The sequence below is a fragment of the Sporomusa sp. KB1 genome (assembly GCF_007830295.1).
GTDB lineage: Bacteria > Bacillota > Negativicutes > Sporomusales > Sporomusaceae > Sporomusa.
The window spans coordinates 3,881,222-3,907,390 of sequence record NZ_VLKC01000002.1; the positions used below are offsets into that span (position 1 = coordinate 3,881,222).

At 43.0% G+C, this 26,169-nt stretch carries 24 protein-coding genes; 23 read left to right on the forward strand and 1 reads right to left on the reverse strand.

The features are described 5' to 3' along the window. Window positions 1–12 precede the first annotated feature (12 nt). From SALPA_RS21665 to spoIIR, 23 genes are all read left to right on the forward strand, one after another. Complete coding sequence (locus SALPA_RS21665; protein ID WP_255451294.1) at window positions 13–843, forward strand: polysaccharide deacetylase family protein; 831 nt, start codon at window positions 13–15, stop codon at window positions 841–843. Window positions 844–996: 153 nt separating this feature from the next. Next, on the forward strand, window positions 997–1,428 hold the full coding sequence (mraZ, locus tag SALPA_RS21670) for a division/cell wall cluster transcriptional repressor MraZ (RefSeq protein ID WP_145098845.1): 432 nt from the start codon (window positions 997–999) through the stop codon (window positions 1,426–1,428). Window positions 1,429–1,454: 26 nt separating this feature from the next. Beyond that, on the forward strand, window positions 1,455–2,399 hold the full coding sequence (gene rsmH, locus SALPA_RS21675) for a 16S rRNA (cytosine(1402)-N(4))-methyltransferase RsmH (protein ID WP_145098848.1): 945 nt from the start codon (window positions 1,455–1,457) through the stop codon (window positions 2,397–2,399). 35 nt (window positions 2,400–2,434) lie between these two features. Continuing rightward, window positions 2,435–2,893: a cell division protein FtsL gene (locus SALPA_RS21680; protein WP_145098851.1), complete on the forward strand. Its 459-nt coding sequence runs from the start codon at window positions 2,435–2,437 to the stop codon at window positions 2,891–2,893. Window positions 2,894–2,918: 25 nt separating this feature from the next. Continuing rightward, window positions 2,919–5,006 (forward strand): stage V sporulation protein D, encoded by a 2,088-nt coding sequence (locus tag SALPA_RS21685; protein WP_145098854.1) that lies wholly within the window; start codon window positions 2,919–2,921, stop codon window positions 5,004–5,006. Window positions 5,007–5,189: 183 nt separating this feature from the next. Further along, the gene (locus SALPA_RS21690) at window positions 5,190–6,704 is read left to right on the forward strand and encodes a UDP-N-acetylmuramoyl-L-alanyl-D-glutamate--2,6-diaminopimelate ligase (protein WP_145098857.1); all 1,515 of its coding nucleotides are present in this window, start codon (window positions 5,190–5,192) and stop codon (window positions 6,702–6,704) included. Further along, window positions 6,697–8,070: a UDP-N-acetylmuramoyl-tripeptide--D-alanyl-D-alanine ligase gene (murF, locus tag SALPA_RS21695; RefSeq protein ID WP_145098860.1), complete on the forward strand. Its 1,374-nt coding sequence runs from the start codon at window positions 6,697–6,699 to the stop codon at window positions 8,068–8,070. The genes SALPA_RS21690 and murF overlap by 8 nt, the downstream gene beginning before the upstream one ends. Before the next feature lie 131 nt (window positions 8,071–8,201). Continuing rightward, window positions 8,202–9,176, forward strand: coding sequence for a phospho-N-acetylmuramoyl-pentapeptide-transferase (gene mraY / locus SALPA_RS21700; protein WP_145098863.1), 975 nt, complete (start codon window positions 8,202–8,204; stop codon window positions 9,174–9,176). A gap of 1 nt (window position 9,177) precedes the next feature. Continuing rightward, entirely contained in the window at window positions 9,178–10,545 is a 1,368-nt protein-coding gene (murD, locus tag SALPA_RS21705) for a UDP-N-acetylmuramoyl-L-alanine--D-glutamate ligase (protein WP_255451295.1), read from the forward strand. A 12-nt stretch (window positions 10,546–10,557) separates the two neighbouring features. Next, on the forward strand, window positions 10,558–11,661 hold the full coding sequence (gene spoVE / locus SALPA_RS21710; RefSeq protein ID WP_145098866.1) for a stage V sporulation protein E: 1,104 nt from the start codon (window positions 10,558–10,560) through the stop codon (window positions 11,659–11,661). A gap of 17 nt (window positions 11,662–11,678) precedes the next feature. Continuing rightward, window positions 11,679–12,797, forward strand: a complete 1,119-nt coding sequence (gene murG / locus SALPA_RS21715; RefSeq protein WP_145098869.1) for an undecaprenyldiphospho-muramoylpentapeptide beta-N-acetylglucosaminyltransferase — start codon at window positions 11,679–11,681, stop codon at window positions 12,795–12,797. 142 nt (window positions 12,798–12,939) lie between these two features. Next, window positions 12,940–14,325, forward strand: coding sequence for a UDP-N-acetylmuramate--L-alanine ligase (gene murC / locus SALPA_RS21720; RefSeq protein WP_145098872.1), 1,386 nt, complete (start codon window positions 12,940–12,942; stop codon window positions 14,323–14,325). A 67-nt stretch (window positions 14,326–14,392) separates the two neighbouring features. After that, on the forward strand, window positions 14,393–15,637 hold the full coding sequence (murA, locus tag SALPA_RS21725) for a UDP-N-acetylglucosamine 1-carboxyvinyltransferase (RefSeq protein ID WP_145098875.1): 1,245 nt from the start codon (window positions 14,393–14,395) through the stop codon (window positions 15,635–15,637). Window positions 15,638–15,659: 22 nt separating this feature from the next. Further along, window positions 15,660–16,592: a D-alanine--D-alanine ligase gene (locus SALPA_RS21730; protein WP_145098878.1), complete on the forward strand. Its 933-nt coding sequence runs from the start codon at window positions 15,660–15,662 to the stop codon at window positions 16,590–16,592. Between the two features lie 94 nt (window positions 16,593–16,686). Continuing rightward, window positions 16,687–17,433, forward strand: coding sequence for a cell division protein FtsQ/DivIB (locus SALPA_RS21735; protein ID WP_145098881.1), 747 nt, complete (start codon window positions 16,687–16,689; stop codon window positions 17,431–17,433). Window positions 17,434–17,460: 27 nt separating this feature from the next. Next, window positions 17,461–18,153: a DUF881 domain-containing protein gene (locus SALPA_RS21740; RefSeq protein WP_145098883.1), complete on the forward strand. Its 693-nt coding sequence runs from the start codon at window positions 17,461–17,463 to the stop codon at window positions 18,151–18,153. Between the two features lies 1 nt (window position 18,154). Next, window positions 18,155–18,484, forward strand: coding sequence for a small basic family protein (locus tag SALPA_RS21745; protein WP_094605637.1), 330 nt, complete (start codon window positions 18,155–18,157; stop codon window positions 18,482–18,484). A 160-nt stretch (window positions 18,485–18,644) separates the two neighbouring features. After that, the gene (ftsA, locus tag SALPA_RS21750) at window positions 18,645–19,841 is read left to right on the forward strand and encodes a cell division protein FtsA (protein ID WP_145098886.1); all 1,197 of its coding nucleotides are present in this window, start codon (window positions 18,645–18,647) and stop codon (window positions 19,839–19,841) included. 27 nt (window positions 19,842–19,868) lie between these two features. After that, window positions 19,869–20,915, forward strand: a complete 1,047-nt coding sequence (gene ftsZ, locus SALPA_RS21755) for a cell division protein FtsZ (protein WP_145098889.1) — start codon at window positions 19,869–19,871, stop codon at window positions 20,913–20,915. 208 nt (window positions 20,916–21,123) lie between these two features. Continuing rightward, window positions 21,124–22,056: a sigma-E processing peptidase SpoIIGA gene (locus SALPA_RS21760; protein ID WP_145098891.1), complete on the forward strand. Its 933-nt coding sequence runs from the start codon at window positions 21,124–21,126 to the stop codon at window positions 22,054–22,056. Continuing rightward, window positions 22,035–22,772, forward strand: coding sequence for an RNA polymerase sporulation sigma factor SigE (gene sigE, locus SALPA_RS21765; RefSeq protein WP_145098894.1), 738 nt, complete (start codon window positions 22,035–22,037; stop codon window positions 22,770–22,772). Before SALPA_RS21760 ends, sigE begins: the two co-directional genes overlap by 22 nt. 151 nt (window positions 22,773–22,923) lie before the next feature. Beyond that, window positions 22,924–23,697: an RNA polymerase sporulation sigma factor SigG gene (sigG, locus tag SALPA_RS21770; RefSeq protein ID WP_145098896.1), complete on the forward strand. Its 774-nt coding sequence runs from the start codon at window positions 22,924–22,926 to the stop codon at window positions 23,695–23,697. Between the two features lie 29 nt (window positions 23,698–23,726). Continuing rightward, window positions 23,727–24,335: a stage II sporulation protein R gene (spoIIR, locus tag SALPA_RS21775; RefSeq protein WP_186451171.1), complete on the forward strand. Its 609-nt coding sequence runs from the start codon at window positions 23,727–23,729 to the stop codon at window positions 24,333–24,335. A 140-nt stretch (window positions 24,336–24,475) separates the two neighbouring features. Here the strand turns inward: spoIIR and SALPA_RS21780 are convergent, their stop codons facing one another. Next, on the reverse strand, window positions 24,476–26,146 hold the full coding sequence (locus SALPA_RS21780; RefSeq protein ID WP_145098901.1) for a hypothetical protein: 1,671 nt from the start codon (window positions 26,144–26,146) through the stop codon (window positions 24,476–24,478). Window positions 26,147–26,169 lie beyond the last annotated feature (23 nt).

Sequence of the window (26,169 nt, forward strand, 5' to 3'; positions counted from 1 at the left end):
GGAGGTGGGACGGTGGTTCACATTAGTCGACGTCAGGGATGGTTTCTCATTATAGGCCTTGTTTTTTTACTAATAGTATCAGCTTCTGTAGTAAGCACCACTGCTGTAGTGGCGGGACGCAATATGAATCGTGTTGCAGGTAGTTCACTTGCTGATGTGCCGATCTTAAATTATCATAAAGTGGATAACTTTTATCATGCGTTGTCAATACCACCAGAAGAGTTCGAAGAGCAAATGGCATATTTAGCTCAAAATGGGTTTACGACAATAACGCCTGACCAGCTTATGGCTTATCTCAATCATGATCGGGAACTGCCGGAAAACCCCATTTTGATTACTTTTGATGATGGTTATTTGGATAATTTCACCAATGCTTATCCGATTATGAAAAAGTATGGTTTTACGGCTACTATATTTTTAGTGACGAATAAAGTAGGACATGAGGAAAACTTTATGTCCTGGGAGCAAGTACGGACAATGCAAAAAGACGGTTTTGTTTTTGGTTCCCATACGGTATCTCATGCCGCTCTTACCAAGTTTTCACGTGAGGAGGCTATGAGAGAGCTGACTGACTCACGAAAAGAACTGGAGCGGCAGCTAGGGGTTAAAACGCGATATTTTGCCTATCCTACTGGCGTATATAATCACCAGATTGAAGAAATGGTTAAGCAGGCAGGCTATAAAGCAGCCTTTACCATTCGCTATGGTCAGGCTGGTACGGGAAGTAACCCCTACGCACTTGAACGGATACCTATATTTAGAGGACAACATACATTCCGAAGCTTTTTTGTCAGGCTTAACGCAGCACCGGTATTGGAACGCTTTGGCCTGATAAGAAATTAATGTAATGGAATATAGGACTTTAGTCCAATTTTTTGTTTTTTAAGAATCCTGCGGGTTTTAGGCAGGATTTTTTTTATTTAGCAAGAATAAACTAAAAAGTGGTATAAAGTGGTGTAAAGTGGTTGAATTATTTTAGATGGTGGTGGTACAGCCGTGTTTATGGGGGAGTATTTGCATACCATTGATAATAAAGGCCGGCTGATTTTTCCCGCTAAGTTTCGGGATGAGTTGGGAGAACTATTTATTGCCACCAAAGGACTGGATAATTGTTTATTTGTATATACCCGCAGTGAGTGGGCTATCCTAGAAGAAAAATTAAAAAAGCTTCCGTTAGCCAAACCGGAAGCCAGAGCCTTTGTTCGTTTCTTTTTTTCAGGAGCTGCTGAGCTGGAATGTGACAAACAGGGAAGAGTATTGTTGCCGACAAATTTACGCGAGCATGCGGGCTTAGATAAAGATGTAGTTGTAATTGGTGTGTCGACTCGAATTGAGGTTTGGAACAAGGCCGCCTGGGATGAATATAACCAGAAAGTCAGCCCCACGGTTGCTGAAATTGCTGAAAATCTCGCCGATTTGGGTATTTAATTATAACCGAAACGAGTTGTTAAAAAATGCAGGGTTTTGAATTTGAGCATACCAGCGTACTGTTGGAAGAAAGTGTTGCCGGGGTTTTTTCCAATCCGCAGGGTATTTATGTAGATTGTACGTTAGGAGGAGGCGGTCATTCGTCGTGTTTAGCTGCCCGTATGGCACCAGCGGGATGGCTGATTGGTATTGATCAAGACGCTGCAGCTATTCAGGCGGGGCAGCAACGGTTGGCAGAGGCCGCTTGCCGGATTAGCATTGTGCAGGATAATTTTCGTAATTTAGGTGCCATACTTGATCGTTTAGAGACTGGCCTGGTAGATGGAATTTTGTTTGATTTGGGCGTTTCGTCACATCAGTTGGATGTTGCCGAGCGGGGATTTTCCTATATGCAGGATGCGCCGCTTGATATGCGCATGAATCCCGAGGCTGATTTTTCGGCCTATGAACTAGTAAACACGTATGATGAACAGCAGTTGACAGAGGTTATCGTGAGCTATGGTGAGGAACGCTGGGCTAAACGAATTGCTAAATTTATTGTGGAAAGCAGGAAAAACGCTGCTATTGCTACAACCAGGCAACTGGTCGATATTATCAAAAAAGCAATTCCGGCTGGCGCACGCCGGGATGGACCCCATCCGGCCAAGCGAACGTTTCAGGCCATTCGAATTGAAGTCAATAACGAACTGGGGATTTTACGGGATACTTTCCTCACTGCGGTGGAAAGGTTAAAACCGGGAGGCCGTATTGGCATAATAACGTTTCATTCACTGGAAGACCGGATTGCCAAACAAACGCTGCAAGAGTTGTCTAAAACCTGTATCTGTCCACCACAATTACCAGTGTGTATGTGTAATACTAAACCCAAAGTAAAGGTTCTAAGAAAACCTACACTGCCATCGTTAGATGAGATTGAGCACAATCCACGAGCCCGCAGTGCTAAGCTGCGGTTGGCGGAAAAGTTATCATGATGAATTGTTCTAAATAGTAAGGAGGAACAATAAAGATGTTAGTACATAAAAAGCGGGAGATACCTGCTTATGAACAAGAATCCGCTTTACCTACGCCGAAGATTGTACGAAAAGCTGACAAACGATTGCGTGCCAAGTGTCTGGTACTAGTAATCCTGGCTGCTATAATGGCGGCGGTTACAACCATGCAGAGTGCTATCATTATTCAAGCAGGCTATGATTTGGTTAAAGTTAAAAGCCAAGTAGCAAAAATTGAAAAAGAAAATGAGATTTTACGTCTTGATATTGCGAAACTAAAATCACCACAACGTATTGAAGAATATGCTGCCAAAAACTTGGGAATGGTTGTGCCCCAAAACGCTTATTATGCAACTACAGTTATGCCTGACAGCAATCCCTCTCAGCCACCAGCCGCTGATAATAATAGCGGGATTGCAGATAAAGTGCTAAGCGCAATCAAAGTACACACGGCGGAGGCGAATAAAGGGCGGTAATCTGGATGATGGGGGAGATGAATAAGTGGCAGCTGTTTCGCATGTTACCATCAGAAAAAGGGTGGCGTTCCTTTTTCTTGTTATATCGGTAATTATGATGGGGTTGATTGGTCGCTTACTATATCTCCAGTTTTACAAAAGTGTCTGGTTATCAGAAAATGCTGTTGATCAACGCATTCGCGAAATTCCGGTTGAGGCTAAACGGGGTATTATTTATGATCGGAATGGCCGGGAGCTCGCAGTTAGTGTTAGTACTGAATCTGTCTACGCAATACCTGCCGAAATACGTAATCCTGAAGAAACAGCAGCCAAACTGGCTGCTATTTTGGCGTTAGATGAAACCAAGCTTACAAATAAGTTGAAAAAACGTCAGGCGTTTACTTGGATAAAACGCAAGATTGAACCAGAAATTGGTCACCAAGTACAAATGCTTAATCTTCCTGGTATTGGTCTTACCCAGGAAAACCGGCGTTATTATCCCTATGACAATTTGGCTGCTCATGTCCTCGGATTTAATGGTATTGATAGTCAGGGCCTTGACGGAGTAGAAATGACCTTTGACAGTTACTTAAAAGGCCGTTCTGGCAGTATTGTCATTGAGTATGATGCCAGAGGCCAGGAAATACCGAATGCTTCGCATCGTTTTTCGCCGCCAATTGACGGTCATAATATCTATCTTACCCTTGATGTGGTTATTCAACAGATTGTCGAACGTGAACTAGATCGTGTAATGAAGGAAACCCAGGCTAAGGCAGTTACCATCATTGCCATTGATCCAAGGGATGGCGGTATCTTGGCTTTGGCTAACAGACCAGACTATAATCCTAATAACTTCAGTGACTTTTCCCCTAAATTATGGCGGAATATTGCTGTATCGAATGTCTATGAGCCAGGGTCTACTTTTAAAATTATTACTACATCTGCTGTCATGTCTGAACATCTTGTTAAGGCTGATGAAAGGTTTTTTGATCCCGGGGAAGTCGAAGTACAAGGGCGCAGGATTCATTGCTGGAAACATGGCGGGCATGGCAGTCAGACTTTTGCCGAAGTGGTTCAGAACTCTTGCAATGTTGGATTTGTTAATGTAGGATTGCGGTTAGGCCGTGAGTCGTTTTATCGCTATATTGATGCTTTTGGTTTGGGGCAGCACACCAATATTGATTTGCCGGGAGAAGCAAAAGGCATAACGATTGACAGAGCTAAAGCAACGCCTATTAATATTGCGACAATGTCTATCGGGCAAAGTATTGCTGTTACTCCTATTCAGTTGGTTACGGCAGCGGCAGCAGTAGCTAATGATGGTAAACTGCTAAGGCCGCAGATTGTAAGGGAAGTAAAGGACAAATCAGGGCAAGTAATTAGATCCTTTCAGCCTGATGTTGTCAGGCAAGTTCTTGATCCTTCTATTACAATGCAGGTCAAAGAAATATTAGAGTCGGTGGTATCGCAAGGCTCTGGCAGAAATGCGTATATCGAAGGTTTCAAGATTGCCGGTAAGACGGGTACTGCACAAAAAGTTGGTGCAGGTGGCTATTTACCTGATAAATACGTCGCATCCTTTGTTGGGTTTGCGCCTGCTGATAACCCACAGGTAGCTATGCTGGTTGTCATTGATGAGCCTGTTGGACTATACTATGGTGGTCAGATTGCCGCCCCTGTATTTGGCGCAGTAATGAAAGATGTATTGCAGTATCTTAAGGTTAATCCGCAATTATCGGCAAATAGCAAAGCTGGTACTGAACAAGCGCACGTGCTGGTTCCTAGTGTTATAAATCTGAGTATTCCTGAAGCAATGAAGGAATTACAACAGGCTGGATTAACCCCGCGCATTGAGGAGACTGGTGATAGGATTGCAGACCAAATTCCTAAACCGGGCAGCCGTATACCTAGTGGTGGCGGTGTGCTGCTCTATACGATGACACCAAGATATTCAACTGGTGAAGTTACTGTTCCAGACTTAACCGGGCGGACATTGCGGGAAGCGTCAGATTCGCTGGCTGAATTAGGTCTGGCGATTAAACCGGTAGGAACAAACGGTCAGGCTGTTAAGCAGGATCCGTTGGCAGGGAGTAAAGTATTATCAGGCACAAGCATTACTATCTATTTTGAGTGAACTCGTTTCAGCATAGCTGAAACTTTGGGGATTCAGGTGGAGAGTCTACTCCACCTGAATACGCCGCCTATAGAGACGAACTCGTATCCAAGATAAAGCGTTAAAATAGGGAATAATGGTAAAAATAAATAGGGGCAGCATATTAATTAGAAAATTTTTGTATTTTGGGCAGGAGGATTTTGGATGGCCAAGAATTTAAAACAATTAACGACATTGTTAGCAGACGCTACGATTTGGGGAAAGCTTGATCAAACCATTGAAGCAGTGGCACATGACTCCCGCAAAGTGGTTCCAGGGACATTGTTTTTTTGTCTAAGCGGTGTTCATGTTGATGGGCATGATTTTATTGCTGAGGCTGCCCGGCGTGGTGCAGTCGCTGTGGTAGTAGAAAGAGATGTGTCAAATGTTGTTGATGCTGCGATTACGATAATCAGGGTTGGCGATACCCGGGTGGCAATGCAGGCCATTGTACCTTGCTTTTTTGATTATCCTGGACATAAACTGCGAATGATTGGTGTAACTGGTACCAACGGCAAAACTACATCTACTTACTTAATTCGCGATATTTTGCGAAAAGCCGGTTATAAAGTCGGATTAATTGGCACAATCCAGACTCTTATTGAGGATAAGACACTACCAATAAAAAACACTACCCCTGATGTTATTGAGCTGCAAAGTACATTGGCGGAAATGGTCAATAGTGGTATGGAGTATGTTATTATGGAGGTTTCTTCCCATGCCCTGGCGCTTAATCGGGTGGCTGGCTGTGAGTTTGATGTCGGTATCTTTACCAATATGACCCAGGATCATTTAGATTTTCATCAGACTTTTGAGAATTATATTGATGCCAAGGCTAAGTTGTTCCGCAGTTTGGGCAAACCTGGTAATACGAAAACAGGTAAAACAGCAGTCGTCAATTTGGATGATAATGCCGGGGCCATTATGGCCCAGAATGCAGCTTGTCCGGTAATTAGTTATGCTGTTAATAAAGAAGGAGTTTTGACGGCCAGCAATGTTGCTGTTAGAGAAACTGGTTCCAATTTCCAAATTAAAGGCCCATTTGGCACTATGGAGCTATCGCTTAGCATTACAGGCATGTTTAATGTTTATAATGTTTTAGCGGCAGTGGGGGCGGCTTTGGCCGAAGGGGTTCCCCCTGAAGTTATCAAACAGGCCTTGGAGAGTTTTACTAGTGTACCGGGACGGTTTGAACTAGTGCAGGCAGGGCAACCATTTACGGTGATTGTAGATTATGCCCATACGCCTGATGGTTTGGAAAATGTGCTAAAAACGGCAAAACAGTTTGTCCAGGGAAAAATAATTGTGGTTTTTGGTTGTGGTGGTGATCGCGACCGTACAAAACGACCAATTATGGGTAAACTAGCTGTTCAATATGGCGATGTTGTACTTGCAACATCAGATAATCCGCGTAGTGAAGACCCGGAAAAGATACTGGCAGATGTAGAAGTAGGTATCAAAGAGGCCTTATGTGCAGATAACAAGGGGAAAATCTATGAAGTAATTCCTGACCGCCGTCAGGCAATTACGCAGGCTATTCGATTGGCAAAAGCACATGATGTTGTACTTATTGCTGGCAAAGGTCATGAAACCTATCAAATCTTAAAAGATAAAACAATTGATTTTGATGACAGGCAAGTAGCGCGTGAAGTCATCAAGGAGATGAGCGACAATGGCTGATTTTAGTTTGACCGAAGTGCTTAAGGCTACTGGCGGTCAATTGATTAATGCTGGTGACAGCAAGCTGTTCCAAGGTGTTTCGACTGATACCAGGAGCATTCAGGCCGGGAATTTATTTGTTGCTTTGGTTGGTGAACGTTTTGACGGCAATGAATTTGTCGCTCAGGCTGTAGCTAAAGGGGCAACAGCTCTACTTGTCAGTAAGACGGTGAATGTGCCTGACTATGTCACTGTAATCCAAGTAATAAATACATTGGCGGCGTTGCAGGCTCTGGCCAGATTTCATCGGCAGCGATACCCTATTCCGCTAATTGCCGTGACAGGATCTAATGGTAAAACAACGACTAAAGATATGCTTGCAGCTGTATTATCCAGCAAGTTCAAAGTGCTTAAAACGGAAGCTAATTTTAATAATGAAATCGGTTTATCACTTACCCTATTAAAGCTTGAAGCTAGTCATGAGGTTGCTGTTGTTGAAATGGGCATGCGGGCCAGCGGGGAAATCCGCGAGCTGACTGAAATTGCATTACCAACAGTAGGCGTAGTGACCAATGTCGGCGAAACCCATATGGAAATCCTCGGATCAATTGAGAATATTGCGTCTGCTAAAGCAGAACTTGTTGAGGCAATTGCACCTGATGATTTAGTAGTACTCAATGTTGATGACCCACATGTACGGGATATGCAGCACAAAACCCAGGGGAGAGTCGTATTTTATGGTATAGCTTCAGATGCATTTGTCAGGGCTGAGAACATAACTACCGGGAAAAATGCTGAACTGAGTACTACCTTTGATTGCTGCAGTGCTCGCGGTTCTTTTACGGTCACCTTGCCAACAGTCGGTATTCATAATGTTTATAATGCACTTGCAGCTATTACTGTAGGCTGGGAGCTAGGTTTGCAGCCAAGTGAAATACAGACCGGAATTAGTAGTTTTGTTCCTGGGGCTATGCGGCTTGAAATAAATAGCTATGGCCCGTATACGGTCATCAATGATGTTTATAATGCGAGTCCGTTGTCAATGGCGGCCGCGCTTACTACCTTAGCCAATATCAGTAAGGGCCGTAAGATTGCCGTGCTGGGTGATATGCTAGAGCTGGGTGATGCCTCGGTTGAGGCTCATCGCAGGGTGGGCAGGCTAGCCGCAGAGCAGGGGGTAGATAGTATCCTAGCGGTTGGAGAATTAGCAAAGCATATTGCTGCTGCTGCCAGCGAACAGGGTGTAAAATCTACGCAATCCTTTACTGAACATAAAGCGGCGATTGACGCCCTACGCAAACTGCTAAAGCCAGGGGATTGTATTTTACTTAAAGGCTCCCGTGGCATGAAGATGGAAACTATGCTGGCAGCATTTCAAGACATATAGTCTATATTTATCTTATTCTGTATTAAAGAAGTTTGCAGGCGCAGGCCGGTGGTGTATTGACTTGTGCTTTTGCCAACATACCACCCGCCTGCAAAAAGCTTTAAAGCGTTGTATATATTTAGGAGGTTACCATGCAGGAATTGTTGTATGCTGCAGTTATGGCATTTGTCATTGCCATAGCAGCAGGGCCGCTCTTTATTCCCATGCTGAAGCGGCTGAAATTCGGGCAAAGTATTAGAGAAGAAGGACCTGAGAGTCATTATGCCAAGGCCGGTACCCCCACTATGGGCGGGGTATTGATTTTGCTGGCACTGATTATTCCCAGTTTGATTTTTGCGGGTAGCAATCCGGAAGTATTATTGGCTTTATTTGTTACCTTAGGGCATGGTCTAATTGGATTTTTGGATGATTTTATTAAAGTGGTATTAAAACGCTCACTAGGTTTGAAAGCCAGGCAAAAGCTGCTGGGGCAGATAATTATGGCCCTGGCCCTGTCTTATATTGCCAGTATTTATTTTGGACGTGGTACAGATTTATGGATACCTGTGTTAGGGGCAAGTGTTGACTTTGGGGCCTTATATTATGTATTGATTTTTCTTGTGCTTGTCGGAACGACAAATGCGGTTAATCTTACTGATGGACTTGACGGCTTGGCTGCAGGTACGACCACAGTGGCCGCGCTAGCGTATACAGTAATCGCCTTGTACTTTGGCAAACCATACTTAGCCATTTTTTGTGTAGCCTTGGCGGGAGCCTGTCTTGGTTTTTTACGATACAATGCTCATCCGGCCAAAGTATTTATGGGTGATACCGGTTCGCTGGCTTTGGGTGGGGCGCTGGCTGCAGCGGCGGTATTGACTAGAACTGAATTCCTGCTTGTTATCGTTGGTGGTGTATTTGTAATTGAAGCGTTGTCTGTCATTATTCAAGTTATTTCGTTTAAATCAACCGGAAAACGGGTATTCAAAATGAGTCCTATTCATCACCACTTTGAATTATCCGGTTGGTCGGAAACAAAAGTTGTGACAGTATTCTGGCTGGCAGGGACACTGTTTGCCGCTATCGCATTAAGTATCTTGGCAGTTAGCCGGGCTGGAGGAATATAAATTGATTAGACAAACAGAATTCGCCAATAAAAAAGTTCTGGTATTAGGCGCTGGTATCAGCGGGCTTTCCGTAGCTCAAATTTTGCAGCAGTTAGGCGCGAGTGTTGTTGTAAGTGATGCTAAAGCTATGGATCAATTTGAGCAGGATTTTTCTGAACTGCAAGCGGGTGGTATTGCCTTTGTGATGGGACACCAGAATGAGAAACTACTGGATGACATAGACTATCTTGTGGTGTCTCCGGGTATATCCATTTATATCCCGCTTGTTGTGGCTGCGCAAAACCGGGGTATTTGTGTTATGAGCGAAGTCGAGGTGGCTTATCGTTTGAGTGAGGCACCCATGATTGCGATTACGGGCACTAATGGTAAAACGACAACAACAACTTTGGTTGGCGAAATGCTTAAAACTACCGGTCACCAAGTTGGGGTAGGGGGTAATATTGGAGCCGCATTGTCTGAGCAGGCGCTTGCGGCCAGACCGGATGGCTTTGTTGTGGCAGAGATATCGAGCTTTCAACTTGAGGGTGTTAGCGAGTTTCGTCCCCACATTGCTGCCATTTTGAACCTGACTCCTGATCATTTAGACCGGCATCATACGATGGAAGTTTATCAGCAAATGAAAGAGCAAGTATTTAGCAGACAAGAAGCTAGCGATTACTTAATTTTGAACTATGATGATATGGCTGTGCGCGGTATGGCTAAGCGGGCCAAGGGAAAAGTAGTATATTTTAGCCGTCAGCAGTGTCTTGCTGCTGGAATTTATATCGAAAATGGCAAGATCAAAATGAACCTGGATGGTAATAGTAGTGAGATCTGTGCTGTTAATGATATTAACATAAAGGGCGGCCACAATGTGGAAAATGCATTAGCTGCCTGTGGAGTTGCTTATTTTGCCGGAGTTCGGCCTGAAGCAATGGCAGAAGTTCTTAAAACTTTTTCCGGTGTGGAGCACAGGATTGAGTTTACGGCTGAAATTGCTGGCATAGCCTATTATAATGATTCTAAAGCCACTAATCCTGAATCGGCGATAAAAGCGCTGGAAGCCTTTGACGGTCATATTATTCTCATTGCCGGTGGACGGGATAAGAATACAGATTTAACCGCATTTATGAAGCTGGCAAAAGAACGTGTGGATCATCTGATTCTGCTTGGAGAGGCTAAGCAGCGTTTCGCTGAGGCAGCGACGCAGCAGGGGGTGAACAATATTCATCAGGTGGCCACATTTGCCGAGGCAGTAACGCTGGCACACAAGTTGGCGCAGCCACCACAGGTGGTAGTATTATCGCCTGCTTGTGCCAGTTATGATATGTTCAATAATTACGAGGAACGGGGGAAAGTCTTTAAGGACTTGGTGCGCCAATTAGGGTAAGGAGGGAGCAAGATGGGAGTCAGACCTAAGTCGCCCGATTATGTCGTTTTTTTTGCCATTATGGGTTTGTTGGGTTTCGGGATAGTAATGGTCTATAGTTCCAGTGCTGTTTCTGCATATGTAAACTATAATGACAGTTTCTATTTTTTAAAACGACAGTTGATATGGGCTACACTAGGAATACTGACGATGTTGTTTACTATGAATATTGATTATCACGTGTGGCGCAAACTAGCCAAACCGATTATGATAATCACCTTGCTTTTATTGGTCTTGGTTCTTGTTCCTGGTTTAGGAAAGGTAGTCAACGGTGCCAGACGTTGGCTGGGGTTTGGTTCACTTTATCTACAACCGTCAGAAATTGCGAAATTAAGTATGGTACTGTTTACTGCCAATAGTTTGGCACGGTCACAAGATAAAATTGGTAACTTTGTTAAGGGGGTTATGCCCCAATTATTGATGCTGATACTGGTATTTGGATTAATTTTGAAAGAGCCTGATTTAGGGACCGCGCTTGTTATTAGCGGAACGGTTTTTATTCTATTGTTTGCCTCAGGTGCTAAGCTTACGCACCTGGGGTCCTTGGGTGCTGCCGGCGTGCTCGGTATAATTACCGCAATTATTGCCGAACCCTACCGGCTAAAACGTTTGTTAGCTTTTAGTGATCCGTGGGCCGATCCATTAAATAGCGGCTACCATATCATTCAGTCCTTATATGCGATCGGCTCTGGCGGTCTGTTTGGTGTTGGTTTGGGGCGCAGCCGGGAAAAGTTCTTGTATTTGCCTGAGCCTCATACTGACTTTATCTTTGCTATTTTGGGTGAGGAACTTGGCTTTATTGGTACAGCCACAGTTGTAATCCTATTTTTTCTATTTGCCTGGAGAGGTTTTAAAACAGCTATATCAGCGCCAGATATATATGGCAGCCTGCTGGCTGGAGGTATAACCAGTATGATTGTACTGCAGGCGCTTATGAACATTGCCGTAGTTACAGCCTCAATGCCGGTAACAGGAATCCCATTGCCCTTCATTAGCTTCGGTGGTTCAGCCCTGATTTTCACGTTGGCTGCGGTGGGTATACTCCTTAATATTTCCCGGTATGTCAGCTTGAAATGAATGTAGGGGGCAAGGTTATGCGAATTATTATTTCTGGCGGGGGAACAGGTGGGCACATCTACCCCGCCATTACTATCGCCAGAGAGGTAGCCAAGTTAGCAGATAACTGCGAGATACTATTTGTGGGGACGAAGCATGGGCTGGAAGCAGATATCATTCCGAAGGAAGGTTTTCCCTTTGCTACTATCGAAGTACGCGGCCTAGAACGGCGGTTGTCCTGGCAGAATGTCCGAACACTCTTTACTACCGTAGGAAGTGTTTGGAATTCTGCTCAAATTATAAAAAAATTTCGCCCTGACGTTGTTATTGGTACTGGTGGTTATGTATGTGGTCCGGTGCTTTTAGCGGCCAGCTTGCTAAAAATACCAACCATTATTCAAGAACAAAATGTTATACCTGGCATCACGAATAAAATTTTATCCCGGTTTGTTGATAAAATTGCTTTAGGCTATCAAGATGCTGCAGCTTATTTTACTAAATGCAGGCCTGAGCAAATTGTAGTTACCGGTAATCCTATTAGACCGGAGGTCATGTCCGCTAAACGGGAAGAAGGGTTGACTGAACTCGGACTTGCGCCTGATAAACTCACTGTTTTGGTAGTTGGAGGAAGCCGGGGGGCTCGCAGTATTAATAAGGCGATGTCTGGTGTGTACAACCATTTTAGCGGCAATTCACAGATTCAAATATTGCATGTAACAGGACAAAGCGAGTATAATAGCATGGTTGGCAATAGTAAGCAATCTGGTATAGAGCTATCCAGTGCTGGTAATATTATCATCAAACCATATTTATATAATATGCCGTTAGCTTTGGCGGCTGCTGATTTAGCTATTTTCAGAGCTGGAGCAGTCGGTTTGGCTGAATTAACAGCGCGCGGCATTCCAGCAATTTTGATACCATACCCCTATGCTGCAGAAAACCATCAGGAGTTTAATGCCAGAGCTTTAGAAAAGCAGGGGGCAGCAGTAGTAATTATCGACAAAGAACTGACAGATAGTAAACTGATAGATACTATCAAACAGCTGCTAGATAATCCGGAAGTACTTTCAAGTATGGCTAAGAAAAGTAAAGAGTTAGGTTGCCCACAGGCGGCAGAAACAATTGCCCGGCTGGCACTTAGTCTGAAAAAACCTTAATCTTGCTAATAAGGTAACATCAGGTGCCAAGAGTGCATACACTATGGTATGCCAAAGCGGCAGCTAGATAGGCTAGGGAATAACTCTTTCTGCAGATATAGGCGCTGGAGTTACTGGTGCGCAAGAAAGGGGAGAAATACTGTTGTTAGATAATATAAAAAGAATTCATTTTGTTGGTATTGGTGGCTCAGGTATGAGCTCTATTGCGAAGGTACTGCTGGAAATGGGGTATACTGTGTCTGGTTCTGATGCTCAGGAATCAGCCGTTACCACAAAACTTGCTCAAGCTGGCGCGAGAGTGCATATTAGCCACAGTTACGAAAATATTGGTGATACGCAAGCTGTAGTTGTTTCTACTGCAATCCCTGAGACCAATCCGGAGGTAAAGGCTGCCAGGGACAAGGAAATACCTGTATATCACCGGGCCGATGTGCTGGCATTTTTAATGTCTAAACAGCGGGGAATAGCTGTAGCTGGTGCGCATGGCAAGACTACAACGACGTCAATGATTGCTCTGATGTTGGAACAGGCAGGTACAGATCCGACCATAGTCATTGGTGGTGAGCTGGAATCAATAGGCGGCAGCGCAAAACTTGGTCACGGTTCCTATTTGGTGGCAGAAGCCGATGAAAGTGATGGCTCCTTTTTGAAACTTTCACCACAGATTGCCATTGTAACCAACATTGAAAACGATCATATGGATTACTACAAAACTATGGATAATATATTGCGTACCTTTGATAAATTCTTGCATCAGCTTGCGCCGGCAGAGGGGATAGCTATTTTATGTTTTGATAATTCCTATGTAAGAAATATAGCTTCTAAGCTTGAAAGACGCTATATATCTTATGCGCTTGAGCATGAGGCAGATGTTGTCGCCCGCAATATAAAATCCGACGGTCCAGTTTCAACCTTCGATGTATACCATCAAGGCAATCTTTTAGGCACAGCTAAAATCTGTGTACCAGGAATCCATAATGTATCTAATGCGTTAGCTGCGGTTGCTGTAGGTATTTATGCCGGGTTAAGTTTTGCACAAATTGTCGAAGGCCTTGGCCTATTTCAGGGAGCAAAACGCCGGTTTCAGACAAAAGGACGGGTTAATGGCGTATGGGTAGTGGATGATTACGCCCATCATCCTACTGAAATTAGCACTACCTTACTCGGTGCACGCCAAACAGAACCTAAGCGGCTAATTTGTGTTTTTCAACCGCACCGGTATACCCGTACGAATTTTCTGCGAAAAGAGTTTGGTGCGGCATTTTCGCAAGCTGATTTGTTAATTCTTACCGATATTTATTCAGCTGGTGAACAGCCTATTCCTGGCGTCAGCGGGGAAACGATTAAGAATGAAATTGAACAGCAAACCAATCAGCGGGTAACTTATGTACCAGATAAAGGTAAAATTGCGCGTTATTTGAATGAAATTGTTGAACCAGGAGATTTAGTAATGACTATGGGGGCCGGCAATATTTACCAAGTGGGTGAAGAGTTGGTAGAAAAACTCACGCAAGCGAATAATGTGTAGTTAGCTAGAGATTAGATTATATTAGAGAAGAGTAAAGGGTGATTGTACTTTTCTGGGAGGGAAGACGATGGAGAAATTTATCGTCAAAGGAGAAGTACAACTAAGTGGCAACGTCCGGATAAGCGGGGCGAAAAATGCTACTTTGCCAATTATGGCAGCAACGCTTCTGTGTTCTGGTATCAGTGTTATCCATGATGTTCCGTATTTGCGCGATATCCAAGCCATGCAGGATATTTTGATATTGCTTGGCGCTAAGATACGCAGGCAAGGTCATACCATGCTAATCGATACCAGCAATGTGAGTAAAGTTGAAATACCTGAACATTTGATGCGGGAAATGCGTGCTTCAGTTTTTTTGATGGGGCCGCTTTTGGGAAGATTTCGCAAAGTCAGACTGTCCTATCCAGGTGGTTGTGCTATCGGTCCTAGGCCAATTAATCTACATATCAAGGCATTAGAGAAAATCGGTGCAATTGTTGATGAAAGTTTTGGTTTTATTGATGCTGAGGCGAAAGAGTTAACCGGCGGTGAAATAAATTTTGATTTTCCCAGTGTTGGTGCTACAGAAAATGCGATGATGGCGGCCGCGCTGGCCAAAGGTACTACGATTATCCGCAATGCAGCGCGTGAACCTGAAATTGTTGATCTGCAGGCTATCTTAAATAAAATGGGAGCAAGAATCAATGGTGCAGGCACTGATACGATTAGAGTTGATGGCGTAGCCCGGCTGGTTCCGGCAGAACATACAGTAATGTGTGATAGAATTGAGGCTGGTACTTTTTTAACCGCAGGCGTTATGACACGTGGTGATATTGTAGTTGAGAATGTCGTTCCTGAATATTTATTCTCAGTTACTGATAAACTGCAGGATATTGGGGCGAAAATAATAACTGGTAAGGATTATATCAGGATAAAGGCAGGCGAAGTCAGGGGTGTAGATATAAAGACGCTGCCATATCCTGGATTTCCTACCGATTTGCAAGCACCGATGTTGTCATTGGTTACCATTGCTAAAGGTACTAGCATTATCACGGAAACTATTTTTGAAAATCGGTTTAAGCATGTTGATGAGCTTACCCGGATGGGAGCTAAAATTAAGGTTGAAGGACGAACCGCTATTATTCGCGGGGTGGCGAAATTGACTGGCGCCATTGTGGCTGCCCCTGATTTGCGGGCTGGCAGTGCGCTGGTATTAGCCGCTTTAGCAGCAGAAGGAACCTCAGAAATTGAGCAGGTATATCATATTGAGCGTGGTTATGAAAATTTAGATAAAAAATTGCAAGCATTAGGAGCAAATATTGTAAAGGTGTAAGGGAGATAAAGGGGGACTTTTTATGAAAGATAAAAAAATTGCAGTTGTTATGGGTGGACCGTCTGCAGAAAGGGAAGTATCTCTGAATACGGGGCGGGCCATTCTAGCGGCGTTAAAAGAAAAAGGTTATCATGCCGTTGGCATCGACCTTGACCCCCGAAAATTAGTTGAGCAACTGGAACAAGAGCAGATCGAGGTCGTATTTAACGCTATTCATGGCCTTTATGGTGAAGATGGTTTGCTGCAAGGCACGCTGGAAATGTTAGGCATACCTTATACCGGCTCAGGTGTATTGGCTAGTGCGATGGCAATGGATAAAACAGTAAGCAAACGATTGTTTATGTCAGCAGGAATACCAACTCCGCGGTCGCGGTTATATACTAAACAGGATGTTGACCTTGCTGTGTTGACAAAAGAGATTCAAGAGGTATTCGGCACACCTGTGGTAGTAAAAGCGGCTGCGCAGGGATCAAGTATTGGCGTGATCATCGTTGAAGATGCTGCAGACATTGTAGTTGCTGTAACAGAGGCTTTTAAATATAGCGGTCATATTGTAGTTGAAGAATTTATAAAAGGAAAAGAATTGACTGTTTCTATACTTGGCAGTGAACAGCCGAAAGCATTACCGATCATCGAAATAGTGCCCCAATCAGGACGATATGATTATACATCTAAATACACTAAAGGCGCGACAGAGTATATAGTACCAGCTCGGTTAGAAGCCAAGGTTGCGGAGCATATCCAGCACATAGCGCTTGATGCCTATAAGTTATTGGGCTGCCGGGGAATTGGGCGGGTTGATGTGATGCTCAGTGACGATAATCAGCCATACGTTTTGGAAATTAACACAATTCCAGGGATGACAGCTACTAGTTTAGTACCTAAAGCTGCTGCTGCTGTTGGCATAGGTTTTGCCGAATTGTGTGAGCAGATACTGCAGATGGTGACTGATTGAAAAAATTGGGCAGTATTTACTGCTCATTTTTTTATTTATTTAGTGGACAATACGTTGTATAATTACTGCAGAAGATGTCTACAGGAGTGATTGTATGCAGACCGCAGAACGCTTGAAAGCAGCTAGAAAGCGGCGCGCTTCTATATTGGCGTTGTGGCTGGCGGCGCTGATAGTATTAATAGCTATTTTTTTATTTATTAATTCTCCCTATTTTATTGTTGGGACAGTAGTGGTTGAGGGCAATAAATATGTAACTGTTGAAGAAGTGCTGCGAATAGCTGGAGTTCCAGAAAAAATAAATATCTTTAGACTAAAACCTGCAGAAATTAAAGAGCGGTTGACTAGTGATCTGCGTGTGGATGAGGTTAAGGTTGAGAGAAATTTTCCGGCTACGATTACTATTCATATCGAGGAACGCCAGCCGTTGGCTTTTGTTGCCAGTCAGTATGGTTTTGTAGAAATTGACCGGCAAGGTATAGTAATGGTTGCATTTAAAAACCTAAAGCAGGTAAAAGTGCCTGTTATTACTGGTGTTCGGTTGGGAAATGTTTATGTTGGCGATCAGATAAATAATCCGGGGCTTGCTAATGTTTTAACCTATTTATCCGAACTGGATGAAGGAGCATTAAACCAATTATCAGAAGTAAACATTAAATCACCGGATGAGCTTGTTGTTTACACTACAAATTCAGTTTGCATTCGGATTGGAGATAATCAGCGTCTCATAGAAAAAGCTAAGCTTACAGCTGAAATTTTACAGGAAATAGCTGCAAAAAAAATGGCTGTCGAGTATGTCGATCTAAACTATACCTCCCCAATTATTAAAATACGTAATAAATAGGGTTCAATTTTGAAAGGAGACGATATTTTGTTACCCATCAAGCAAGGGCAGCTTGCCATTGCCCTGGTCTGCGTAGTATTGGGCATTATGCTGGCGGTGCAATTCCGTACTACGCAAGACATTAAGTCAAGTATTCCCTATCAAAGGGTTGAGGACTTATCCCAACGGCTAAGTCAGACCGAAAAGGAGCGGGACGCGCTAGTTAATCAAGTTCAAGAATTAAAGCGTACTTCAGGCGCTGAAGCCGCGTCTAAGGAATTTGAGAGGATAAAGATGGGGGCCGGTGTAGTAGCTGTCGAAGGACCTGGTATTATTGTAACAATTGATGATAGTAAGCGGCCATCTAAGCCGGGGGAAAACCCTAATTTGTATCTGATTCACGATGATGATATCCTTAAAGTGATTAATGAATTGTGGGCAGCAGGTGCGGAAGCTATGTCGATTAACGAACAACGGCTTATTGCCAGTTCCGAAATTCGTTGTGCCGGGCCAACGTTATCAGTCAATAATTCGCGCTATTCACCACCCTATGAAGTTCGCGTTATTGGTGAGCCAACAACATTAGAGAATGCACTAAAAATGCGTGGCGGTGTGATTGAAACCTTACAGTTTTGGGGTATTCAGGTAACAATCAAAACGCAAGAAGTAGTAAAAGTTCCGGCATTTAAGGGCACTTTTCGGTTTGAACTCGCCAAGCCGGCACAGGAAGGTGGTCTTTAGTATGGCATTGCCGATTGCCGGACTTATTATAGGTGTACTTATAGGTATATCTTTTCCGATTACAGTGCCTGTAGAATATGCTAAGTTTCTGTCAGTGGCGTTGCTGGCATCGCTTGATTCTGTGTTTGGTGGACTAAGAGCAGGCAGTGAAGAAAAATTTGACAATACGATATTTATCACCGGCTTTTTTACAAATGCTTTGTTGGCCGCAGGCTTGGTGTATATTGGCGACCGTCTGGGAATTGACTTATATTATGTTGCTCTATTGGCGTTTGGCTTACGGATATTTCAAAATCTAGCAATCATTCGTCGTTATTTTTTAAAAAAATAATAAAAAAGCTTCAAAGTCATCCTAGCATCGTTTTGGCTTTGAAGCTTTCTTTATGTTTAAATGTAAAATAAATATAGATTTTTCGGTTTAAAAAAAGGGAAAATGGCACTTTTGTTGAAACTATTCTTGAAGAAACATAATACTGTGCTGCGAGGGAGTTATGAATAAAAAAAATATATTAGCTATTGATGTTGGCACAGGTATGATCAAAGTGTTTGTTGGCAGAATGCTAGCTGATGGCAGTGTGGACATTTTAGGTAGTGGTGCTGCTCCAACAGTCGGCTACGATAGAGGAGTTATCACGGACAGTAACGCTTTGACTCATTCTATAAGACAGGCAGTAGATTGTGTTCTTATGGCAGCTGACAGCCAGGAGACAGGTTGTGTATACTTAGGTATTAGCGGTTCATCACTTGTTATGCAAAATAGTATTGGTAGTATTGCCCCAATAACTTCAGGAACTGTGACACGTGAAGATGTTGAACGCGCCTGTAAAGCAGCAGCCTTTGCCGTTGCCGATACTAATTATGAAATTTTACATGTGTTTTCAACCAGGGAATCTGTCGTCAAACCAGGCGCCGCCCTTGAGGTAGAAGCTCACATAATATCGGCGCCGAAGGTAATTGTGCAAGGACTAACCCAGGCGCTTGCCGAAACTGGGCTTAACCTGAATGGCATTGTTGCTAATGGTATTGTGGCTGCAGAAACGTTGAGGAAAGAGTTGCCTGATGAGCGTAATAACTTTATTTTTATGGACATTGGGGCAGGTACGGCCGATGTTGTTATTTATGTTGGTGGTAAGCTTTGCGCTTCAGCCTCGTTACCCTTGGGCGGTGATTATATAACCAATGATTTGATGCAGGGATTGAGTGTTAACCGAGTCCATGCTGAAGAAATTAAGCGATATTATTCCAGGTTGTCTCCTGATTTGCATAATCAAGGAGTGGTTCTGGACTGTAATGATTACGGAACTACAGATAAGCATATTTCTTTTGATTTTTTATATGATATTATTGAAAGTAGAGTAGATGAAATTGTTGGTTTGCTGTATGATTCGGTTAAACCGCTTCTGGACAAGCATCTAACTGTAAATGGACAAACTTTGGAGTGTATTTATTTGACGGGTGGCTCAGGGACAATGCCCAGTATGGGCGCTTGCATAGCCAAAGTGTTTCAGATACATACCGAAACGATTAAGCCAGCGCAATTGGCTGGTGAATATGCGCATGCAACTAATACTGTGTGTTATGGCATTATAAGCCATGGAGCCAAAATTGCAACGAGTGAGCCAGTTGCAGAAGGCTACAGTGCTTGGAATGCTTTGATCCGTAAGGCTAAAAAATTATTGAAAATTTGATAGATGGTAAGGGAGGAAAACTTAGTAATGTTGGAATTTGACATGGACTTGGACCAGTTTGCTTCAATAAAAGTTATTGGTGTGGGCGGTGGTGGCAATAATGCCGTCAATCGAATGATTGGCGCTGGCTTGCAGGGCGTAGAATTTATCACTATAAATACAGATGCGCAGGCATTGATTGGTTCTGAAGCTACTTATCGTATTCAGATTGGTGAGAAACTAACCAAAGGCTTGGGAGCGGGGGCTAATCCGGATATTGGTGAGAAGGCCGCTCAAGAAAGCCGAGATGACATCATTAAGGTTCTTAAAGGATCGGACATGGTGTTTATTACAGCTGGTATGGGTGGCGGTACTGGCACCGGGGCGGCACCGATAGTAGCTGAGTGTGCCCGGGAAGTGGGAGCTTTAACGGTTGGGGTTGTTACTAAGCCTTTTTCTTTTGAGGGACGTAAGCGTCAGCTCCAAGCTGAACGGGGAATTGCCAAGCTTAAGGAAAAAGTAGATACGTTGATTACTATCCCTAATGATCGATTGTTACAGGTTGTGGATAAACGCACTCCGATCATGGAAGCATTCAAGATTGTTGATGATGTACTCCGTCAAGGTGTGCAAGGGATTTCTGATCTCATTGCTGTGCCGGCACTAATAAATCTTGACTTCGCCGATGTTAAGACTATTATGAGCGATGCTGGTTCAGCACTTATGGGTATTGGTTTTGGTACAGGGGATAACCGCGCAATTACGGCTGTTGAAGCGGCGATTAAGAGTCCGCTCTTAGAAATGTCAATTGACGGTGCTAAAGGTGTATTACTTAATTTTACGGGCGGTCCTAATACTACATTGTTTGAAGTTAATGAGGCTGCTGATATTATTGCTAAAGCGGCTGATCCTGAAGCTACGATTATATTTGGCGCGACCATTGATGAAGCGTTTGAAGACCAAGTTCGGGTAACTGTCATTGCTACTGGCTTTGATCCCCTGCCTTTGAAGGTAAGTGCAGGTAAAAGCGAAACTACGGTTATTGAACCGTTTAAAGGGCGGGATTTAGATATTCCGGCTTGGATGCGGCGGTAGATAATATAGTAAATAAGGAATGTAACATAAAACCCGGCTCATTACGAGCCGGGTTTTATGTCTATTTTTGGAATCAATAAAATGGCAGGAATTTACATTTTATTGAAGGAAAACTTAGTATAATTAGAATAACAATTTGATTCCAAGCATATAGTCTTATGTGTAAAATGTTTTCATGTATGAAATTTCATCCAAGAAGGTATAGCCTGTGAGCATTTATGCTGATGTGGTATTGTTAATCAATTTTATTATGAATAGCATTATTTTAGTAATAACAGCTTATGCTGCAGGCATTTCTTTTTGTTGGAAACGCTTGTTAATGACGGCTGTAGCGGGAGGCGTATATACATTAGTCGGTATCTTTCCGGAGATGGCTATATTTTATAGTATACCCGGAAAGTTTTTAGCGTCTGTGGTGATTATTTTATTGGCTTTTGGCTATAGGTCAGTAAAGCTGACAGTAACACTTACCGGCATTTTTTTTATAGTATCTTTTATTTTGGGTGGGGCTTTGTTGGGCTGGATGTATTTTATTCAAACGGAAGCGCCTTATAGAGCTGGTACTACTATTAAACTCTCCTGGGGCAATTTAATGGCAGGCAGTGTCTTAGCCATAGTTCTCATCCTGCTGGTTGTCAAAAGACTGCTGGCCAGAATGTACCGGTATAAGACTTTTTATCAGGCAAGAATAGAATATGCCGGGCAGTTGCAGGAGATTACAGGTATGATGGATACTGGCAATGGCCTCTATTCGTTGCTGGGGCGTAAACCGGTAGTTCTGCTTTCTCTGCAATCGGCACTTCAACTACTGGGCCGGCAGGTTGCAGCATTCTTAACAGCTAATCGGCCGGATTCCTGGTTAGCTAATCTTGACAAATGTCAGGATTCAGCTTGGCTAGCCAGGGTGGAGGTTATTCCCTGCCAGTCTGTTGGGGGCCGCAATATGTTGCTTGGTTTTAGACCGGATAGTATTACCGTGATGAGCAATGTGGGCTCGTACTATACTTCAGAAGTACTTATCGGCATTTACGATGGTACCTTTGCTGATGGTAGCAATTGTCAGGCGCTTTTACATCCGGCGCTTATAACAGAAATTAATAGGACCAAGGGGGAAAGTACATGCGAATTACCTGGCCAATAATTAAATTGTATATAAGGCTAAGGATCATATCACTACTTCAGGCGATTGGCTGGCTGAAGCCTGATGAAGTATTTTATGTTGGTAGCGCGGAAATTTTACCGCCACCTTTATCAAGTGATGAAGAGATATTTTTGCTTAACCGTTTGCAAAAAGGGGATAAATCTGTCAGAAGTGTATTCATTGAGCGTAACCTCCGGCTTGTCGTCTACATTGCCCGCAAATTTGAAAATACCGGCGTAAGTGTCGAAGATTTAGTTAGCATCGGTACGATTGGCCTAATTAAAGCAGTAAACACGTTTGATCCCGTCAAAAAGATTAAACTAGCCACATATGCTTCACGATGTATCGAAAATGAAATTTTAATGTATTTACGCCGTAACAGTAAAACCCGGGCCGAAGTATCCTTTGACGAACCATTAAATATTGATTGGGATGGTAATGAGCTGTTGCTTTCTGATGTGTTAGGTACAGATAATGATATTATTTATAAGTCAGTGGAGGAAGAGGTTGATAAAACCCTGTTATACACAGCCATGAGCAAGTTGTCAGGGCGGGAACGAAGAATTATGGAACTACGGTTTGGCCTTAATGATGACGGTAATGAACGTACACAAAAAGAAGTAGCTGATATGCTGGGGATATCTCAGTCGTACATATCAAGGCTGGAAAAGAGAATAATAAAGAGGCTGCGTAAAGAGATTAGTCGCATGGAATGAAGTCTTGCGGCTCTTTTTTTTTGCCTATTTTTGAAAAATGTCAGGCATCTCTTTGGCAGCAGAAGTATAAAACCAGCAGGCCATGGCAATAATGCTTGTGTAGGGTAGTTAAGTTGTTTTAGTAGCTTAGAAAAACTGGGGAGGGAATAACATGATTGTCAACAAAGTCGAAATATGTGGTGTAAATACAGCGAAGCTCCCGGTGCTTTCTGCCACTAAAATGCGTGAGTTGTTTGAGGTAATGCAGGGGGGCGAAAAAGGCGCCCGGGAACAGCTGATTTATAGCAATCTCCGATTAGTGCTTAGTGTAATTCAACGGTTTAATAATCGGGGAGAATATGTCGATGACTTATTTCAGGTTGGCTGCATTGGCTTAATGAAAGCTATTGATAACTTTGATCTGGCACAGAATGTAAAGTTTTCTACCTATGCAGTACCGATGATTATTGGAGAAATCCGGCGCTATTTAAGAGATAACAACCCCATAAGGGTAAGCCGTTCAATGCGGGATGTTGCCTATAAAGCGCTGCAAGTACGGGATTCGTTAGTCAGTCGGTTTTCACGGGAGCCGTCAATTAATGAGATTGCTGATGAACTTAAGGTGCCAAGAGAAGAAATAATATTTGCCCTGGACGCAATCCAAGAGCCTATATCCTTATTTGAACCTATTTATCATGATGGCGGTGATCCCATTTTTGTAATGGATCAAATCAGTGATGATAAACATTTAGATTTAAGTTGGCTTGAGGGAGTGGCAATTAAAGAAGCTCTGCGCAAACTGAGTGACCGCGAGAAACATATACTTACTCTTAGGTTCTTTGAGGGTAAAACGCAGATGGAAGTTGCAGATGAAATTGGTATTTCCCAGGCACAAGTGTCGCGGTTGGAAAAGGCCGCATTAGGCCATATGCGCAAATACATATAGAGTTTATGATTTACTTGGGAGGCAGTGTAATGGAGAGAAGTTTACCTTTGTGGAGTAAGCGAATGTTAATAATTCTAGTAGTTTGTTTTATTGCTGGTGGCTGGAGTGTACTTCTTTATCAGCAAAAACACGGGGTACCAGTGACACCCAATAGCAGTGATTATGTTAGATTGCATATTTTGGCTAATAGCGATAGCGTACAAGACCAACAGCTTAAACTAAAGGTTCGCGATGCAGTAATTGCCTATCTAACCCCATATGTCAAAGATGTGACTGATGCCCAAGCAGCTAAAAACATTATAGCTAACCGCCAAGAGGAACTTGTTCTGGTAGCCAAAAACACGCTAGCCGAAAACGGCGTTGATTATCCTGTAGCTATCCAAATCGGTAGTTTTGAGTTTCCGGTGCGTTCCTACGGCAGCTTAGTGTTGCCTGCGGGAGAGTATCAGGCTGTTCGCATTCTCCTGGGAGAGGCTGCTGGGCAAAATTGGTGGTGCGTATTATTTCCACCCCTATGTTTTATTGACGGTACTAACACGACCTTAGCCCCAGTTACTTCTTCAAAAGAATATACTCAGCAGGAAGATGGCGATAGACCTTTAAAAATTTGCTGGAAGCTGGCTGAGATTTTTAATTAATAAATTGTGTAATGGGTAAAAAAACAGCCTCAGCTCTGCGAAATGCAGAGTTGAGACTGTTTTAATATGTAGACTAGAAAGTCGGACTTATAAAGCTCTTTTTGTGCTTGTATTCATTGCGTGAAACTTTACTGAGATTGTTATACTTCGACAACGCGCCTGATATTGCTGTGTGCTACAACGCTTTCTTCTACTGAATAAGTAGGAATTGCAGCACTGGCCATCTGTTGGATGGTAAGGGGAATGTTGGTTTTGGACAAAAACACTAACCGTTTGTCGTAATAGCGAATTAGTTTGATCATCTTATAAAAACAGTCATGGCTGAATTTGCAGCGAACATTGGCAAAAATAATATCAGCATGGATGATAAGCGCTTCATCAAAGCCGTTTGCATCGCCGGAGAGATAAACAAAATTAGGTAGCTGGGTCTTTAACTTGGTTTGCCAATTTTCAGCACCGCCGATAACCAAGGCGTGAATGTTGCTTAATGTGCTTAATGCTGCCTCGATATTGTAGTGTTGATTAGATGTTGCTAAATTTATAATATTATTAGAGTTTTCTATGTCTTTACTTTGTCTTCGGTGATTTTCCGCTTGCGTAAGCTTAGTTTGAAGTAGCTCAGTTTCTTTGCTTAAGGCATTCACCACGAACTTTTGTTTGAGAACCAAGGCGTTAAGCTCTTCTTCTTTTTGAGCCAGCAAATCGGTTTTGGCTGCCAAATCTGCACTCATCCTGCGAACTTCTATTTCGTAGGCTCGAAGTTGTTTTTTGAGATTATCCATTTCGGCAGATAGAAAAGGATTGTTTTGTTCAAAATAATATTTCCTCGTTTTTTTATACTCACGTATGAATTCGAGTAAACTTAAGCCGAACATTACAAACTCGGCACATTTTGATTCCAGATCCTCGTGGCTTTGCGTATGATTGGATCGGAATAATTCTGAGGTCATCTTTATAATATAGAGGCGACAAAGTAGCTCAACATCTCGTTCTTTAATCTTTGTCAAAATTTTTGGTGATGCCAAGGATAATCCTGTTGATGATGACAAATACGCGGTGCAGTGAGCCATTCCTTCCCAGAAATGGTCGCCGTTCCAGGGTTCAAGATAATTATAAAATACCTTTTGATATATCGCATTTTTAAGTTGACGGGCCATTTTTTTTATTGCTGGTTTATTCAGCCTGTTTTTTAATTGTTGAAAATCGCTGGTGTTATCAAGCTTGCTGGCAAGTGTTTGCACAACGAATAAAGTCTCAGGTTCTGGTATGATTGCTTTTTTGCCTAAAACACAGGTAATAAACATGGCGAATTTTAGGGAGGCATGAGGCGGTAAATCAATAGCTGGATACATTGCAATGAAATATTGAAGATATTGTATTGCGGCGCCAGTAAGAAGATTGTGGTATTGAACGTCTTTGTCGGATTCGGCATAATACTCTGGCTGAGCGGCTTTTGATAAATCAATTGTTTCGGCATTTTTAATATAGCCATACAGATTGCTCCAGCGTTTTGTCAGAATGCGTATTACCTGTTCGAATAAGGGAGAACAAGGGCCATCTTCCATAGCCACAAGCACCATGCCTAAGTATTTTAAGGCATAAATTTGTCGATCAATGCCGCTGATAGTGAACAAAGGATGATTAGCATAAGAAGAATGAGAGGCTGCAGTCTGGTAACGAGTTTTATCGATTTCATAAAGCAAGTCTATTTCTTTGTATGCTGATGATGTATCGGCAGCGAGCTGGACAAAAAGAGGGAGCGTATCAACCGGGATATTGTTGGCTACTAATATGAAATCCGAAATCTTCATGCGGTATCACCATCCTTTTTGTA